The sequence below is a fragment of the Acinetobacter sp. ANC 4862 genome (genome assembly GCF_004336635.1).
In the GTDB taxonomy this organism is placed as follows: Bacteria; Pseudomonadota; Gammaproteobacteria; order Pseudomonadales; family Moraxellaceae; genus Acinetobacter.
On record NZ_SJXH01000012.1, the window covers coordinates 1 to 17,335 of the forward strand.

Annotated in this window: 15 protein-coding genes; 9 read left to right on the top strand and 6 right to left on the bottom strand. The window is 37.7% G+C overall.

The window, feature by feature from the left end; genetic code table 11:
- The first annotated feature begins 193 nt into the window (after positions 1–193).
- The 3 genes from E0409_RS07195 (at position 194) to E0409_RS07205 (ending at position 4,505) form a co-directional block, all read left to right on the top strand.
- Positions 194–1,849 (top strand): PglL family O-oligosaccharyltransferase, encoded by a 1,656-nt coding sequence (locus tag E0409_RS07195; RefSeq protein WP_252151783.1) that lies wholly within the window; start codon positions 194–196, stop codon positions 1,847–1,849.
- Positions 1,850–2,048: 199 nt separating this feature from the next.
- Positions 2,049–2,783, top strand: coding sequence for a TfpX/TfpZ family type IV pilin accessory protein (tfpZ, locus tag E0409_RS07200; protein WP_131289232.1), 735 nt, complete (start codon positions 2,049–2,051; stop codon positions 2,781–2,783).
- 87 nt (positions 2,784–2,870) lie between these two features.
- Positions 2,871–4,505, top strand: coding sequence for a PglL family O-oligosaccharyltransferase (locus tag E0409_RS07205; RefSeq protein WP_131289235.1), 1,635 nt, complete (start codon positions 2,871–2,873; stop codon positions 4,503–4,505).
- 51 nt (positions 4,506–4,556) lie between these two features.
- On the opposite strand, the gene bfr is transcribed toward E0409_RS07205, so the two are convergent.
- The 6 genes from bfr to gmk all read right to left on the bottom strand — a co-directional run bounded on the left by bfr (position 4,557) and on the right by gmk (position 9,388).
- A complete protein-coding gene (gene bfr, locus E0409_RS07210; protein WP_131289237.1) occupies positions 4,557–5,021 on the bottom strand; it encodes a heteropolymeric bacterioferritin subunit Bfr in 465 nt (154 codons plus the stop codon).
- 248 nt (positions 5,022–5,269) lie between these two features.
- The gene (locus tag E0409_RS07215; RefSeq protein WP_005259971.1) at positions 5,270–5,464 is read right to left on the bottom strand and encodes a bacterioferritin-associated ferredoxin; all 195 of its coding nucleotides are present in this window, start codon (positions 5,462–5,464) and stop codon (positions 5,270–5,272) included.
- A 164-nt stretch (positions 5,465–5,628) separates the two neighbouring features.
- Positions 5,629–6,012, bottom strand: coding sequence for a deaminase RidA (gene ridA / locus E0409_RS07220; protein WP_067726797.1), 384 nt, complete (start codon positions 6,010–6,012; stop codon positions 5,629–5,631).
- A gap of 68 nt (positions 6,013–6,080) precedes the next feature.
- On the bottom strand, positions 6,081–8,186 hold the full coding sequence (locus tag E0409_RS07225) for a RelA/SpoT family protein (protein ID WP_131289239.1): 2,106 nt from the start codon (positions 8,184–8,186) through the stop codon (positions 6,081–6,083).
- 220 nt (positions 8,187–8,406) lie between these two features.
- Complete coding sequence (gene rpoZ, locus E0409_RS07230) at positions 8,407–8,688, bottom strand: DNA-directed RNA polymerase subunit omega (RefSeq protein ID WP_004650579.1); 282 nt, start codon at positions 8,686–8,688, stop codon at positions 8,407–8,409.
- A 76-nt stretch (positions 8,689–8,764) separates the two neighbouring features.
- Complete coding sequence (gmk, locus tag E0409_RS07235; RefSeq protein WP_131289241.1) at positions 8,765–9,388, bottom strand: guanylate kinase; 624 nt, start codon at positions 9,386–9,388, stop codon at positions 8,765–8,767.
- 134 nt (positions 9,389–9,522) lie between these two features.
- On the opposite strand from gmk, the gene ispH reads away from it, so the two are divergent.
- From ispH to E0409_RS16600, 6 genes are all read left to right on the top strand, one after another.
- The gene (gene ispH / locus E0409_RS07240; RefSeq protein WP_131289243.1) at positions 9,523–10,473 is read left to right on the top strand and encodes a 4-hydroxy-3-methylbut-2-enyl diphosphate reductase; all 951 of its coding nucleotides are present in this window, start codon (positions 9,523–9,525) and stop codon (positions 10,471–10,473) included.
- Between the two features lie 163 nt (positions 10,474–10,636).
- Entirely contained in the window at positions 10,637–11,068 is a 432-nt protein-coding gene (locus E0409_RS07245) for a prepilin-type N-terminal cleavage/methylation domain-containing protein (protein ID WP_131289245.1), read from the top strand.
- 19 nt (positions 11,069–11,087) lie between these two features.
- Complete coding sequence (gene pilV, locus E0409_RS07250) at positions 11,088–11,576, top strand: type IV pilus modification protein PilV (RefSeq protein WP_131289247.1); 489 nt, start codon at positions 11,088–11,090, stop codon at positions 11,574–11,576.
- Positions 11,566–12,555 carry a PilW family protein gene (locus E0409_RS07255; protein WP_131289249.1) on the top strand — a complete coding sequence of 330 codons (990 nt, stop codon included), beginning with the start codon at positions 11,566–11,568 and terminating at the stop codon, positions 12,553–12,555. The genes pilV and E0409_RS07255 overlap by 11 nt, the downstream gene beginning before the upstream one ends.
- Complete coding sequence (locus E0409_RS07260) at positions 12,555–13,241, top strand: pilus assembly protein PilX (protein ID WP_131289251.1); 687 nt, start codon at positions 12,555–12,557, stop codon at positions 13,239–13,241. The genes E0409_RS07255 and E0409_RS07260 overlap by 1 nt, the downstream gene beginning before the upstream one ends.
- A gap of 17 nt (positions 13,242–13,258) precedes the next feature.
- Positions 13,259–17,329: a pilus assembly protein gene (locus E0409_RS16600; RefSeq protein ID WP_213073361.1), complete on the top strand. Its 4,071-nt coding sequence runs from the start codon at positions 13,259–13,261 to the stop codon at positions 17,327–17,329.
- Positions 17,330–17,335: the final 6 nt, after the last annotated feature.

Below are 17,335 nucleotides of genomic sequence, written 5' to 3' on the forward strand. Positions count from 1 at the left end.
CCGTTCAAAATCTTGTCGTAAGACTGGTTTAATTAACTGATGAAATACGGTATTCTGATGTGACAAAACCTGAATCCTGGTCGTTAAAGTGTTTGTTTGCACTCATATTTTAACTGTTCGGACTCAGGTTTTTTTATTTAAATCAAACTATGGGACAGCAGTGGGGTAACCTCCTTTTTTTTGGGGAATTTTTTTGAATAAATATCTTTATATCTCTATATTTTTGTTCGGTTGTCTCGCTTTTATCTTACCCAATCGTTATTATCCATGGTTAAGTGCACACCATGAATTTTCAATTTATTTTTTATTTTTATTGGTTTTTAGTATATTACTTATCAAAAAATATAAAATGTTTTTAGATAAAAAAATTATTATTGTATTTTTAATCTCATGTATTCCTTTGGTGCAATACTTATTTGGTAAAGTTTATTTTTTTGGTGATGCACTTATTGCTTTTATTTATATTTTTGGTTTTGCATGTGTAATAACATTTGGTTTTAATTTAACTCAAAATGATAATAAAAAACAAATTTTAAAATTTATCAGTTTTATTTTTATTTTTTCAGCACTAATCTCATCATATATTATGTTGAAGCAATGGTTAATAATTACAAATGATAGTATATGGATTATAGAAGTACCACACAATAGACCATTTGCGAATTTTGCACAGCCTAATAATTGTGCTACATTTTTAATATTAAGTATAATGGCTACATTATATTTATTTGAAGAAAAAATCTTAAATTCTATGACTGGCATTGCCTTAAGTTGTTTATTTTTATTTTGCCTTGCTTTGACACAGTCACGTTCTGCTTGGGTTTTTATAATCTGTTTTATAATTTGGTGGTACTGGAAATCAAGTTATTTTCATACACGTTTAAACAAAAATAGTGTTTTATATTTTATTAGTATTTATAGTTTATTTGTTTATATATTACCTAAAATTTCTACTTATTTAGGTATTATTGGGACTAGTGATTTTATTGAAAGAGTAACTTCTGGAAATCTTCGAATTCCAATGTGGAACCAGTTAATCCTTGCTTTAAAACAAGAACCAATATGGGGATATGGTTGGAATCAAGTCAGTGTTGCCCAAATTACAGTTTTTTCTGATTATCCAACTACTGAATGGACTGAACATAGTCATAATATTTTGCTTGATCTGCTTATTTGGAATGGAATTCCACTTGGTTTAGTAATTATTATTTTTTTTGTTTATTGGTTATTTGTACTAAGCAAATTGGCTCATAATACTGAAAACTTTATTGCATTAGCGATGGTCGGTGCTGTTCTTAGTCATGGATTATTAGAGTTTCCTTTAGAGTATGCAACTTTTTTACTTCCAATTGGTTTTTTAATTGGTTACGTATATGTTGATAGAGGGAATAAAAAATTAATAAATCTATCAAGAAAAGTCATGATCCCTTTTTATTCGGGTTCAGTGATTTTATATGGAATTATTTTTTATGAATATTTTATAATCGAAAATGAAACACGGCTAGTACGTGCTGAAATATTGAATATTGGTAATTCTCAAGTGAATCAGGCTGCTCCAGATATAATTTTAATGACACAGTTAAGAGAAAGAATTCGTTATTTACGGACACCTGTAGAAGAAAATATTTCTGAAGAAGAGTTATTGTGGATGAAAAAAGTTACTTATAGATATGCAACACCCAATAATTTATATAAATATGCTCAAGTTTTGTTATTAAATAAACAAGAGGAAAAATCTAAACATTATTTAGATATTCTAAACAGGCTGTACAGTGAAAATATTGAATTTAATTCATTGTATTCTGTTCGTGATTCTAAGGCATATCAATGGAAGAAATCGGGACATTAGTAGTTTTTCATATGAATAAACGTTTAAGTTATTTATTGCTTATATGGTTTTATTAGGAGTATTTGATAACTGTTATGTTGAGCCTTTATCAAAAGCGATAGGAGTAAAATATTTATGATTAATAGTGTTTACAACTGATGAAATTGCTAAATTTGAAATCGAATCAAATTTTCCAAAGCAGTAGGAATAGAATTTGCTCATGTCCAAACGTATAAAATTTTTCTTTAGCCATTTATCTATTTCATTTCTAATCGCTTTATTGGTTGTGGGATTGGTTTTCTTTATTTGGTATGAATCTCCACTCGCAACTGCAGTTGGTGTTACCCATATTCTTTTAATGCTCTTGGTTGTAGATGTGGTTCTAGGACCACTTTTAGGGCTACTAGTTTATAAAGAAGGTAAAAAAACACTTAAATTTGACCTAAGCGTGATTATTATTATTCAAATTGCTGCGTTTTGTTATGGAGTATATAGCATTGAACAAGGTCGTCCTGCATGGCTAGTCTATAATGTGGATCGCTTTGAGTTAGTGCGAAAAAATGACATTATTTTAGAAAATATTGATCAAGCTCAACCTCAATTTCAACATGTATCATGGGCTAGTCCACAATTTGCTGCAGTAAAATTGGCAGCAAGTGCACAGCAACGTCAAGATGATATGTTTACAGCGGTATTGGGAGGTGTTTCTCTTGCTCAACAGCCTGAACGTTATGTCGATTTTGCACAAGCCGAAACGCAAATCCAAAGTCGTGCACAAAATTTAGAAGACCTTAAAAAATATAATGACCAAAAACAGGTTGAACATACTTTGGCAAAATATCCAGAAGCGAACGCTTTTGTACCTTTAAAAGCCACAGTTTTAGATATGACTGTATTAATCAATAAAGAAAAAGGCGAAGTAGTCAAAATTGTTGACTTAAGACCATGGCACTAAATCTCTAGAACATCCTGAAAAAAGCAGATTACCTTTTAATCTGCTTTTTTATTATCATATGCCCATTCTATTTTCACTGATTCCATCATGAAATTCGCTTTAATGCTGCTTGCAGCAATCTTTATCTCACTGGCTTGGCTCCTGCCTATCCACTACAGGCCTTGGGTCACCTACACGGGTGAACTGTTTGCCTTTTTATCATTATTTGCCTTAGCTGCCATTTATTTAAGAGACAAAATTAAACTACCAGTGATCAGCCTGCCATTATTATTCCTTGCGGCTATTCCACTTGTTCAATATTGGACAGATGAGCTCTTTTTCTTTGATAAAGTTCTTATCTGTACGTTATTCGTCCTAGGCTTCTGGCTGAGTACAGTAGCAGGATATAACTTATCGAGCGAAAAGGTAGACCGGGTAAGCATTTTTACCGGACTCAGCTACGTGTTTTTCATGGCGGGAACAGCGACAGGTATTATTGCGATCTGTCAATGGTTAACACTCGATGCTTATATCCCCGGGATGGTGGATATGCAACGTGCTGTTCGTCCATATGCCAATTTTGCCCAGCCCAATAATATGGCCACTTTTTTGCTCATGTCTCTTTTAGCATGTTTATATTTATACGAAAAAAAGAAAGTTCATACCAAATGGTTAATTCCAGCAGTATTTATGATGTTGATGAGTCTGGCATTAAGCCAATCTCGTACATCATGGGTGGCTTGCATCTGCATTATTGTATATTTAGCTTATCAGCAGTTTAAAGGTTATATCTCAATCAAGTGGTATTACCTCACTGCTTGGACAGCACTGTTTGTCGGTTTTATATTTTTACTTCCGACCATTGGTGGCTTTCTCACCCAGCTTGCTGATACTCAAATTAAATCTGTAGATATCGCACGTCGTGCAACAGGCGATATGTCACGTTTAGCCATTTGGCAGCAAATGCTACATGCGATTGCAGACCGTCCATGGTTTGGCTATGGCTGGAATCAAACCAGCGTCGCTTATACACTGGTTAGCGATCATTTTCAGGGACCTGTTTGGGTTCGTAGTGCACATAATTTTATTTTGGATTTTATCCTTTGGAACGGCCTCATTATAGGAATTCCTTTTCTGGCCTACTTTGGCTATTGGGGATATCAACTCAATAAGCATGTCAATTCAGTTGAATCAGTTATTAGTATTTTAATGATTGGCGCTGTGCTGATTCACTCAATGCTGGAATTTCCGCAGTATTATGCTTATTTCTTGTTACCGGTCGGTTTTATTGTTGGTCTGGTTCAGTCTCAGCAATCCAATATTAAAACCATTACACTTTCACCCAACTATATGCGTGCAGGATATGCGGTTTCTTTAATATTACTGATTTTAATTGTCAGAGATTATTCGGTTATGGTGCCAAAACTGAATCAGTCGATGCGTTATGAGCAAACACCTGAGAAAATCACCAATCAAGATCAAATTTATTTACTTGAAGAGTTTGATCGACGTATTGAGTGGATTCGGATGAATCCATATACCAAGGTAAATGCGCAACAGTTGGAAGATATTAAGGAGATGGTGCTGAATTATCCAACTAAATATGATCTGATTAAATATGCTAAAGTCTTGGCTTTTAACGGTTATGAACAAGAAGCAAAACATCAGCTTTGGTTATTAAAAACATTACATAGAGTCGATCTGGATTATGCTTCATTAGCAAAACCAGTTACTGCAAAGTGATATTTAAAAACTAAAAAAGCCAGTCGATTGACTGGCTTTTTTTATAGAGAATTAAATTTGGCTTTGAATATAGTTTTCAATACCGACTTTCTCAACCAAATCAAGCTGGGTTGTGGTCCAGTCCAAATATTCTTCTTCTTTTTCCAGGATTTCCTGTACAAGATCACGGGTCACATAATCCATTTCCTGCTCAGCCAAGCTGACAGCTTTTTGTAGTGCTTCAATATCTTCGTTTACTTTGCGTACATCACAATTCAGTACTTCAACAGTATGCTGACCAATGTACAACTTGCCTAAATTTTGTAGGTTAGGTAGGCCTTCGAGAAATAAAATACGTTCAATGATTTTATCTGCATCTTTCATTTGGCGAATGGATTCTTTATATTCTGCAGAACCGAGTTTCTCAATTCCCCAGTCATTAAACATACGCGAATGAAGAAAATATTGGTTAATGGCAGTCAACTGGTGATATAGCACCTGATTTAACTGATTAATCACATCACGATTGCCTTTCATTGCAAGTTCTCCATCAACAATTTCTGCCTTAACTAGGTGTCAGGCAATCAAAAAATTATTATTGCAATGATCTTAAACAAGAACCGAAATAATGGCGAGTAATTTATTGAACGGCAAATGAAAATCGGAATCAAAAACGATTAAAGGTCCAATTAGAATAATGGGATAAGAAAACCCGCTTAGAGTCATAAGCGGGGGAGGAAGATGATCTTTCGATCATTAAACTTTGATTATTAAGGTTAGAGTCTTTAAGCGGCTATTGATATACGGGCAGCGATTTCTGAAAGTTCATCGCTAATGATGGCGCGCGCTTCTGGTGCGCAGCGACCACAGCATGTACCCAAATCAAGTAAGTCACGAATTTCGCGATAGCTTTCAGCACCATTGGCTACAGCATCTTTAATATCTTGATCGGTAATACCACGACATAAACAAACGTACATTTTCAACTCGCCACAAGAGTGAAATAGGATAAGTAATATTATTGATAATTGTTATCGTTTGTCAATGAAATTCATTTGAAATATCATTCTTGTTTATTGAGTTTTTGAATAAAAAAATACCACCTGATCGGTGGTATTTTAGACAATTATTTAACTATCTGATTTTATTTATTAATAATGACCACACCATCCATTTCCACTAAAGCATCTTTAGGGAGGCTTGCAACACCTAAAGCGGCACGTGCAGGGTAGGGTTGTGCAAAATATTCACCCATAATCTGATTGACCAGCTGGAAATGCGAAAGATCGGTCAGGAAAATATTCAATTTGGCGATATCTGCCAAAGAGCCACCCGCTGCTTCACAGACTGCTTTTAAATTATCAAATACTCGACGAATCTGAGCCTCAATACCTTCAACCAATTCCATACTGTAAGGATCTAAGCCAATTTGACCTGAAAGATACAGTGTATTTTCAACTAAAATCGCTTGAGAATATGTACCAATTGCGGCTGGTGCATTTTCCGTATGGATTACTTGGCGGGACATTGATTTCTCCTTATATCATCTTCATACATCATAGCGCATATCAGTCAAAAAAGTTGCATATGATTGAATTAACTTGCTTTAGATGCTTCTGTAATATTAATCGGTTGGACTAAACGGGTAATGCGCGGAAAACCAAAATGCATGCGTAAATCACGAATGATTTGAGCAATTTGCTTGCGGTTATGCACCACAATATTCACGTAAGTTTTCCCTTCGTGATTATGCACCATTTCTACACCGGTTTTTTCTTTACGGCATTGGTAGATGAGATCGGAAATCTGTTCATCATTCATCACCATATCAATGCTTAAATAGGCGGTAAAGCTAATATCATCGGCATCTTCAGAAGCCCACTGTAAAGGCATAATATTTTCTGGATGCTGGTGTTGTTCGTGTAGAAGATTGTGACAACGGGCACGATGGACGATTAATCCACGACGCGATAAATGTCCCTGAATTGGATCACCGAGAACAGGGTTGCAGCAATGCGCATATTTGACATCCACACCTTCAGTGCCTTGAATCAGGCGGGTTGAAGATTGAGTCTCAATACTTTTACCTTGTGCAAACAGATGATTGGCAACCAATTGCGGAAGCAAATCACCCACAGCGACTTGTTCAAATAACTGCTCTTTAGATTCGATATGTCGCCATTCCAAGATATCAATCCAATCTGCTTCGGTTAAGTCTTTTATCGAGCGATTAAACAGTTTCAGTGCACGATTGAGCGCTTGTTGACCTACCAGTTGCTGCTCTTCAATATCTTGATCACGCAAAATATTTTGTAAGGCGCGACGTGCTTTTTGGGTATTAATAAAACTGAGCCAATCTGGGTTTGGGGTCGCGAGGACATCAGTAATAATCTCAACCACTTGCCCACTGATTAATGGGGTTGAAAGCGGTTTGGTTTCACCATTTACTTTTGCACCTACAGCATGATTGCCTAAAAATAGGCTGGCTGAATAAGCAAAATCGACTGCTGTTGCTCCTTGAGGGAGTTCATGCAAATTGCCATGGGGAGTATAAACCCAAATTTTTTCTTGATGTAAATAATCTAACAGGTCGCTAAATGTGGTCTTGGCACATGCACCATCAATCAGGACATTGAGGTTTTGCATTGAAGCTTGAATGGCTGAACGGCAGGCTTGAGGTGCATTTTCACCCAGAACCACACCAAAACGAGCAGCCTTACGCATCAGCTCTGTTTGAATGGTTAGTGATAGTGTGGTTTTCTCGCCTTTTAAACGCATCATCAGTGATTGATTGCCGCCTGGAAGTGGACGGCGAATATGATCTTCATAATGCAAAATTTGGAAATTTTCCCGCAGAATTTCTGCCAGACGGTCACAGTCAGCAATGCTTTGTAAAACAATTTCAAAAGCATGGCTATGCGTGAGTTCTTGTAGATTGATATCATTTTTAACAAAGTGACGCAGTAATTCGATATTGTTATTTTTCTTTTTAATACGACCTGAAATTTGATGCTGCTGCAGCAGTTCAGTGAGGTTTTTTTCCCAAATACTTTGATATTCACAGCGTTTGGGTTTGGTTTGAAAGAGTGCTTCTTGCACATTATTAAACATATCGAGATCGAGATTTTGATAGCACAAATGTTCTAAGTTATCGGCCATCTCATTCATACCGACAATACGCGCCATCGGAACAAAAATATCAAAGGTTTCTTGAGCAATACGTGCTCGTTTATCTGGGCGTAATGAACCCAGTGTGGTCATGTTGTGATAACGGTCTGCGAGTTTAATAATAATGACACGTGGGTCTTGTAGAGTCGCTTGCAGAATTTTACGGAAGGATGCCGCTTTATTATATTCTTTATCACTGGAATGACTGAGCTTGGTGACGCCATCGACCAGTTCTGCCACGGTACGTCCAAATTTTTCAGCGATGTCTTCTTTATTGAAGTCAGTATCTTCAATCACATCATGTAAAAGCGCAGCCATCAGGGTTTCTGCATCTAAGCGCATATGCGAAAGAATACTGCTCACCGCAATCGGATGCAGGATGTAAGGTTCACCACTTTTTCGGGTGATCCCATCATGTGCAATATCGGCATAATCGCAAGCCACAAGCACGCGCTCGACATCGCTTGCACTTAAGTAAGCGTCGATAATAATTTTGAGCTGTTGTCTGGCTTGGCTGACCTGTGGGCCTGGCATATAACACCTTTATTACTTCAATTTTACAGTTTAAATCGCTAGCCCTTTAATGAAGAACATATTGCATGACTTGTCAAATTTTTCATTCAAAAAAAAGCAAAAAGATACATCTTGAATAACGTATCTTTCTACTTATGTTATAACGGTTATTGAGCAAATATAAAAGTTTTCCAATAAAAAAAGCCTAGTTAAAAACTAGGCTTTTTTAAGATTTTTTTTCTTATTGGAAAGAAAAGCCATCTAAATTCAAATTGTTTGCAGAAAGTGCAAGGTCAAGACTAGATGTTTGATAGTCTTGATCACGTTGTTTCAAAATATCTTTAGATACATGACCCGCTGCAATTTCACGTAAAGCAACTACAGTCGGTTTATCGTTATCCCACTCTACAGTTGGTTCGATACCTTGACGTGCCAATTGACGCGCGCGTTTGCTTGCCACTAGTACAAGCTCAAAGCGGTTGTCTACATGGTCTAAACAATCTTCAACGGTTACGCGTGCCATAAGAATTCTCGTTTGAATATTAAATTTGAACAGACTGAGCAGTATAAAAGGCTTTGCCTGTAGACTCAAGTTTTAATCACAATTCAACAGGAGTAATTAATTTTTCAATCAATTCCTGATGACGATCTGCTTGTTGAGATATAACCAAACGATTGGCAATAATCACGCATTCCAAGTCATGTAGAGCTTTATTAAAGTCATCATTAATAATGACATAGTCAAAATTTGTATATTGCTGCATATCTTCCACAGCACAACCTAAACGATGTTCAATCACTTCAACAGAGTCTGTGCCGCGATTTGATAGACGTTGACGCAAATCAAACTGGCTTGGCGGTAAAATGAAAATTTGTTTAGATTCTGGGAAAAGTTTACGAACTTGTTCTGCACCTTGCCAGTCGATTTCAAGTAAAACATCATGACCTTTGGCCAATTGTTGTTTTACTGTGGCTTGAGCTGTGCCGTAATAGTTACCAAAAACTTCGGCATATTCAATAAAACCACCTTGCTCAACTAGAGCAAGAAAATCTTCTTTTTGCGAAAAATGATAATGCACACCTTCGAGTTCACCAGGGCGTTGACCACGAGTTGTGTGAGAGACAGAAACGTGTAAATTATTCACACGCTCAAGTAGGGCTTTAACGAGAGATGTTTTGCCTGTTCCAGATGCAGCAGAAACGACAAACAAGAGACCCGACATGATATTTTTCCTGATATGATAAAATATCTTCTCTATTTTAGAGCAGACAGCCCGCAAACTAAATAGCTGATCGTAGGTTGTTTGCATTTATTTCAAATTATTCAGTCTAAATTCAAGTGAACATTGAGGGTCTTATGGAAATTGTATTGGCCAATCCACGTGGTTTTTGTGCAGGTGTCGACCGAGCAATTGCGATCGTCAATCGAGCACTTGAATGCTTTAATCCGCCTATTTATGTGCGCCATGAAGTGGTACACAACAAATTTGTAGTCGATGATTTACGTCAGCGCGGGGCAATTTTTGTCGATGAGCTGGACGAAGTGCCTGATGACAATATTGTGATTTTTAGCGCGCATGGTGTTTCTAAAGCAGTACAGCAAGAAGCCGAACGTCGTGGGCTCAAGGTTTTTGATGCGACCTGTCCATTGGTGACCAAGGTACATATTGAGGTGACTAAATATGCCCGTGAAGGGACTGAAGCTATTTTAATTGGTCATGAAGGTCATCCTGAAGTTGAAGGAACCATGGGGCAATATGACAAAAAAAATGGCGGTGAAATTTACTTGGTTGAAGATGAACAAGATGTTGCAGCTTTAGTCGTCCATAACCCTAAAAAAGTGGCTTTTGTTACGCAAACGACTTTATCAATTGATGATACTGCGAAAGTGATTGATGCTTTACGTACAAAATTTCCTGAAATTCAGGGACCGCGTAAAGATGATATCTGTTATGCGACCCAAAACCGTCAAGATGCGGTGCGTGATTTGGCTATGCAGTGCGATGTGGTTTTAGTGGTAGGTTCTCCAAACTCATCTAACTCAAATCGTTTACGTGAATTGGCTGAGCGTATGGGGAAACAGGCTTATTTAGTTGATAATGCAGATCAGCTTGATCAAAACTGGTTTAATGAAAATACTAAAATTGGGGTAACGGCAGGCGCATCTGCACCAGAAATTTTAATTAAACAAGTAATTCAACGTTTACAGGACTGGGGAGCTAAAGCACCAGAAGAGCTTGCAGGGCGTGAAGAAAATATTACCTTTAGTTTGCCGAAAGAGTTACGTATTCCTGTAACTCAAGCATAAAGCGTGAATGATTTAACATTCTGAAATTTTTAAAAATTTAACAGATAATTGTGTTTTGACAGTTATCTGTTTTTTTATACCTTTTATCTCTATTTGTGTCAGTTTTGTAAGTTAGTCCGATACTATTTTTACTAGGGTAAATTTTTGTTGCCTTGGGGAAAGTATGAAAAAAAATAAAGGATTCACTTTAATTGAGTTAATGATAACGATAGCTGTGTTGGCAAGTATTGCAACAATGGCAGTTCCTTCTTTTTCCCAAACGATTCGAAAAAACCAACTGATAAGGGATACGCGTGATTTTGTAGATTTGTTGGCAGAAACAAGGTCTGAAGCAATTTTTAAACAAGGTGAACGGGTTTTGGCCGTGGATAACAGTGTTTCAACATTCTATAAAAAGTGGGGACCAAATCATGTGACGAAAGACAGTGGTGATGCCAGTGTCACTTTTAACCGTTTAGGGCAATCCATCATAACAACCAACGGTCAGTGTTTTGTATTTAAACATAGTAGTGATGCAACTTTGAAATCTTATGTGTATGTGCAAAAAGGTGGAACGGTAGTTTATAACAAAGTGGCAACAAGTTGCCCAACCTGAGAATAAGGAATAATTATAAATGAAAAATACTCAAAAAGGGGTTGGGCTCGTAGAGGTGCTGGTTGCACTGATGCTTTTAAGTATTGCTGTGTTGGGTTTTGTAGCATTACAAATAAGGGCTATGGGGGCTAGTGCAGAGGCTGGGATGAATGTGCAAGCTTCTAATATTGCTAGGGATTTGTCGGAAAGGATGCGCGTGAATCGGGATGGGTTAGCAGAATATAAAAAAGTCACTACGCCGCCGACTACTTGTGCAAGTGCATTTTGTACTGCAAACGAAATGGCTCAATATGATTATGCTCAAGTGGAAAGCCGAGCAAGTAATTTGGGCATGAGTATGAATGTATTAAATTGTCAAGGTTCTACTCTAGTTCGTAAATGCGTCTATGTGGCATGGGAGGGTACAACGGCAACAAATGGTACGGGCAGTCCAAACTGTACGAATGGCACTGCTTATGTCCCAAATGCCAAATGTATCATTATGGAGGTATATAACTATGGTTCATAAGCATTATACCTCGGGCTTTACTCTGATTGAACTGATGGTTGCTTTAACCTTGGGTTTGCTTATTGTTGCGGCTGGTTTGGCTATTTTTTTAAGTAGTTCGCGTTCTTTGGGGTTGCAATCAGGTATGAGTGAATTACAACAAAATGCCAATTTTGGTTTGTCTTTGGTTGCGCATGATCTACGTCATACCAATTTAAATACTGTTTCATCACAGAGAGTGAATAATATTACGAATGGTTCAGGAATTATTTTTAAAAAAGAAAATTTGCCTGCAGCATTACAAACAAGCACGAATTTAGAAACTGAATTGGTCAGCTTGCAAAACAAAGATACTGATAATAGTACGGGTAAAAGTGACCGATTAACTATTCAATATACACCTGAAACTGAAAGCATTATTAACTGTGAAGGAGCGACAATAGGAACTGCTGTTGCACCTGCTTCCAATTTAGTGATTGTACAGCGTTATTATTTGGCTGCTAGTCCACAGCAAATTACAGGTGAACCAACAGCTTACTCGTTATATTGTGATGCTGGCTCATATCCTAAAAGTGCGGCAACCGCAATTTCTGGCTTAGGTGTACATGGTTCCAATGATGCTCAGCAAATGATGCAGCGTGTGGATGCCTTTAAAATACGCTTAGGTGTTAAAAATCCTTCTGGTCAATTCCGTTATATGACCATCAATGAATACATCACTGCAATGAATGCAATTCGTACTGCATGCGCAATACCAATTGTTGAAGATACTTGTGCAAAAACTTATCTGCAAGTGACTTCAATGGAGGTGGGTATTTTATCTCGTTCGACAGGGACGATTGGAGCTGATGCAAGTTTAAATACCCAAACTACCTTTAATCTTGCAGGTGCGGATGTAACTTTGGATGATAGCTCTGGAAAAGACGTCATTAATAAAAAATATTTGCGTCAGGCCGTGAATCAGGTTGTAGCGATTCGGAATACATTGGGGGCATCGTAATGAAACAACAACAAGGTGCAACTCTTATTACGGTTTTGATTGTATTGGTGCTTGTGACATTACTGGGCACAATTGCTGTGAAAACTGGAATTTTAGGATTAAAAATTGCAACAAATAGTCAGGTGAATAACTTATTGATGGGGAATTCCGACTCTGCTTTATTTAATGTTGAGAATCCCGATCAAGTGGCAAGGCAGTTGGCTTTAGATGGGATGTTTGCTTATTTAAATTCTTCAGCAAATGCCAATGATGAATTGGTATTTTGTTATCGCGCATCGGAAAATTCTTTTTTTAAATTATCAAAAGCTAGTGCGATTACAACGGATGGTTCAACAACCAAGATTGGTGTGGATGGCTTTTGTAAAGCCAACCAATTTTCAATGGGGCGTTCCGCAGTACTGTCTCAAGTGTATTTAACCAAAAATGCAACAACGTCTACACCATTTGGTGGTGTGCCCAAAGGAACAAGTCTTGGGCAAAGTAATGTGCCTGTAACCACCAATAATATCGGGGCAACTGTAATTTCAGTGTTACCAAGTTTTGCAGGTGCGACGACTACACAAATAGAATCCTGTTTTAAGCAGCGTGCTTCGGCAGTGGGGGCGTGTTTTGAGGGTTTAGGTATTCCCTATAACATGCAGCATTCGGATTATACGGTTGGCGGTCAGCCTAAGTTGGTATCGTAAAGAAAGAGAATTTAAAGATGAAAAAAATAAATCAAAGAAATATGCTTTCAGTATCGGTATCAATGATGATGACCTTAGCTGTTTGTCAAAGTGTAGCAACACAAGCCAGTGATATTGAAATTTATAAGACAGGTTTTACACCAAATCCAGTCGTGATGTTTGCACTAGATAACTCAGGGTCGATGTCTGTAAATGGTCGTCGTCGTGCTTTTGACTTAAAAGATTCTATGCAGGCGGTATTATTGGGTGAGGGAAGTATTCGGCCAGCACGGAATATTAGGGCAGGATTATCTACTTTTGAAAGTCCGCCATGGTATCCAATAAAAAATGGTACTACGGAACTCTACAAGACTACAGTTCATCCTGCGACTGCTGAAGTAGACTCAGATACAACAATTAAAGTACCCCGTCGTGATGCTGGATATATCGCCAGTCCAGCACAAATGCTTGATGATCGGATTGTTTATCCCTCTACTCGTAAAGATTTATTTCCATCTAATGGTGATGTTATTTTTAAAGATGGTAACAATCAACCTGTAAAAACAAATGGTGATGTTTCGATTGATAATGATACTAAAAAAGTCTACATCCGCTTTCAAGTAGATGTACCAAGAGGTGCAACAATTAATGCTGCATATTTGGAATTACGAAATTCTACTGATTACGGTTCAAATAAATTAAAGGTTCGTGTTGCAAAACATAATGATTTGTATGCAGTAAATCCGCAGATTACTTCTTTGCAGACTTTTGTCTCTGGGGCAACCAGTAAAGCTATAGCAAGTAGTGTAAATAACGATTATTTAAATAAAATTTTTACGAATGCTACTACACAAAGAGCAATTGATATATATAGGAATTCATATAAGAATGACAATATTGGTAATCCTATGTATGTTTATTCCATGAGTGTTAAGAGCGAGATGGAAAACTTAATTAGGGATAATACGAATTGGTGTGGCATGGGCGATATAATTTTTGAATTATCTCGGGACAATAGTAAAAATTATAAATTTTATGCGGATCAAGAAGATCGAGTTAATCCCAAACTATATATAGATTGGACGCTAAGCGATAATGCAATTCGAAACAATAACTGTATGTTTACAGATACCAAGCGATCAAGTGCACAAAAGATTACAAACCTAGGTGATGTAGGAATAGCAGGCTCTATGATTGCTCGGCAATCTATGAATTTACAGGTGCAAAGACTGCTAACAGATACAGCTACTCCGTCTAATGCACTCTATGCTGAAACTGTAGCTTATATGCTGGGCAATAGTACAAAGCCATTAACTAATTCAAATCCTGCTAATACTTCTATTGATTTTGCTCTTAGTGGTTTAACTACCAGTGCTGGCAGCGATATTAAATATATTAGTCCAATCAAAAGTGTAAGTGACTACTTAGCAAATTCTACGAATACAAACAATGCTGCTGCCTACCTGAAAGAACAGCAATGTGGTCAGCATGGAATTTATTTTTTAACAGATGGTGATGCAGAATTTAATATGAGGGGGGCAACTAATACCAATGATAAATTATTTGCTTCATCGATGGGGTGGAGTTCAATTTCTTGTAATAATTTTGATACGTGTGCGCAAACAATGGCAAGAGGACTGTTAAAAGCCTCAGGATACACTGCGAATAATAGAAGTCTTAAAATTAAAACCTCTACTGTTGGATTTGACTATACTGGAGCTTCATTATCAAATTGGGCAACAGCAGGTGGTGGGCGATATACAGCAGTAAATTTAAGTGGTTCAAATAGTGCAAAACAAGGCATTGTGGATAGTATCAGTGCTTTTCTAGATGATATTTTTAATACGGATATTCCAGAACTGGTTGTGACAGGGTCCCCAACTTTACCAAAAGACTCATTAAATCCATTACGCATTCAGCCTTATGGTTATTATGCTGAATTTACACCCAGACCCCAAGATCTAACACAACTGTGGATAGGTAATCTGAATAAATACCATGTCGTGAGTGGAGAACTCTACAATATTGCCAAAAGCACCCGTTTAATTAACACAGATGGTTCACTGAATGTAAATGCTCATGGTATTTGGACTAATGGTATGAGAGGGCAATTGCCTTTAGGTGTTAGTACTAATGCAAAAAGTGAAACAGTTGCAAACCGTACTATTTATACCAATCGAGAAATTACAGGCACCGCTGCCCCATTTGGGGTTAGTGAGCTTAATTCACTGAAAAAAGTTAATGTGGAAAGTTTATTCGGTACAGGTGCAACAGCTCTATTTGCCAATGATCCAGACAAGAATTATTGGCTCAATTTGCTGGGTTATAATGTAGGTGCAACCGAAACAGATATTACTTCAAATAATCTTGCTACGAAGCCTGAACTTCGTCAGGTCGGTGCCGTGATGCACTCGACTCCAATTCTACTCACGCAAAGGGGTAAAATTACTGTTAACTCAGCAGGAACATTAGATACAACAAACCGTGATGACTATCTACTCTTTGGTAGTACACAGGGTTTACTGCATGTAGTTGATGTTGGTACAGGGGTAGAGAAATTTGCTTTTGCACCACATGAAATGATGGAAAATCAGAAAGCAGCGTTCTTATCTGGAACGAGTAGTACACTAGGTTCTGCGAATTTATTCTACGGTGTAGATGCACCTTGGACAGCTTATACCCAATATGTGTCAAAAGCAGATGGGGAATTAACTGTGAATAGTTCTGATCGTACCAGTGACGGCAGTACTAATACAGATCTTTCACTTAAAGGTTTACAGTGGGTGTATGGTGGTCTGCGTATGGGGGGACGCAGCTACTATGCATTAGATTTATCCGATATGGAAAAACCAAGTTTGAAATTTCATATTAATCCTAATGCAGCAGTGACTACTACTGGAGCAGCAGATACTACTAATGCACTAAGCTATATGGGGCAAAGCTGGTCTAAACCAACAATTGCTTATGTCAAATTTGGCGGTACTAAAAAATTGGTAATGTTTGTTGGCGGAGGCTATGACATAGGCTATGAAAACACAACCTATGATCAAAGTACTACTACAGGTGGTGGCGCAGGCGTCTATATGTTTAGTGCTGGCGGTGATGATCAAGGTAATTTGTTATGGTGGACCAGTGCCAATGCTACAGCAGCTAAAGGAGCAGAAGCATATACTGATGCCAGCGCATCTGCGATTAATATGAAATATAGTGTGGTCAGTCAGATTAATGCGATTGATCGTGATAATGATGGACTTGTTGATAACTTATATTTTGGTGACTTAGGTGGCCAGGCCTTCCGTGTTGATATAAATAATGCTGCAATAGGTGATGATGCGAGTGCTAAAAAAGGCAATTTTGTTAAACGAGTTGTGCGCTTATATAACGGTCATGTCAGTGGAGGTCTAAGTCCACGCTTCTATGAGATGCCAAGTTTCTCTGTACATGAAGGAGTAGATGGCATATTTGGTACGGTTGCTTTAAGTTCAGGCAATCGTAGTTCACCAATGGCAACTGCAACCAATAGTGCTAACGATGCAGTGTATGTGATTTATGATAATGATGTCGCGCGTACCGATTTATATAGCGATATAACATTAAGAATCCCAACCTCTGTAGACGCAGGGGATGCTTTAGATACAATGATACTTGCAAGTGGTGTAGCACAAAAAACAAATGCGACTTATAACCGTGGCTGGAAATATCAATATGCAACAACAGCTGGTCGTTATAAAGGCATGAATGAGATTTTTGCAGTAGATGGGATGCTTTATGTCAATGTGTATGATCGAGATGGTACAGGCATTGGTAGTACTTGTACTGGTGGTGTGAATGGTGACTCCTATGTGTATCAGTTCTGTTTACCTACTGGAAAATGCGCTAATAACTTCTATGCAACCGGGCAAACCACACCCAATCGAGTGAAAATCGGCGGTGGGATTTTAGGAACAGGTTTGGGGCAAGGTAGTGGTAACAGTGATCTGCAACGTTTAACGGTCAATCGCCCTACGACACAGGATTGTACAACTACGGAAAATAAAAATAAGCCCGAATGCCAACAATTTAATACAACTGCAAAACTTAGACAGTTGCGTTGGTATGAAACTCGATAAAGGGGA

Coding starts and splice junctions, on each gene's coding strand:
- E0409_RS07215 (WP_005259971.1), bottom strand. CDS start 5,464: ATGTACGTTTGTTTATGTCGTGGTATTACCGATCAAGATATTAAAGAT.
- pilV (WP_131289247.1), top strand. CDS start 11,088: ATGAAAAATACTCAAAAAGGGGTTGGGCTCGTAGAGGTGCTGGTTGCA.
- E0409_RS07255 (WP_131289249.1), top strand. CDS start 11,566: ATGGTTCATAAGCATTATACCTCGGGCTTTACTCTGATTGAACTGATG.
- E0409_RS07205 (WP_131289235.1), top strand. CDS start 2,871: ATGAAATTCGCTTTAATGCTGCTTGCAGCAATCTTTATCTCACTGGCT.
- E0409_RS07260 (WP_131289251.1), top strand. CDS start 12,555: ATGAAACAACAACAAGGTGCAACTCTTATTACGGTTTTGATTGTATTG.
- ispH (WP_131289243.1), top strand. CDS start 9,523: ATGGAAATTGTATTGGCCAATCCACGTGGTTTTTGTGCAGGTGTCGAC.
- rpoZ (WP_004650579.1), bottom strand. CDS start 8,688: ATGGCACGCGTAACCGTTGAAGATTGTTTAGACCATGTAGACAACCGC.
- bfr (WP_131289237.1), bottom strand. CDS start 5,021: ATGAAAGGCAATCGTGATGTGATTAATCAGTTAAATCAGGTGCTATAT.
- E0409_RS16600 (WP_213073361.1), top strand. CDS start 13,259: ATGAAAAAAATAAATCAAAGAAATATGCTTTCAGTATCGGTATCAATG.
- gmk (WP_131289241.1), bottom strand. CDS start 9,388: ATGTCGGGTCTCTTGTTTGTCGTTTCTGCTGCATCTGGAACAGGCAAA.
- E0409_RS07225 (WP_131289239.1), bottom strand. CDS start 8,186: ATGCCAGGCCCACAGGTCAGCCAAGCCAGACAACAGCTCAAAATTATT.
- ridA (WP_067726797.1), bottom strand. CDS start 6,012: ATGTCCCGCCAAGTAATCCATACGGAAAATGCACCAGCCGCAATTGGT.
- E0409_RS07245 (WP_131289245.1), top strand. CDS start 10,637: ATGAAAAAAAATAAAGGATTCACTTTAATTGAGTTAATGATAACGATA.
- tfpZ (WP_131289232.1), top strand. CDS start 2,049: ATGTCCAAACGTATAAAATTTTTCTTTAGCCATTTATCTATTTCATTT.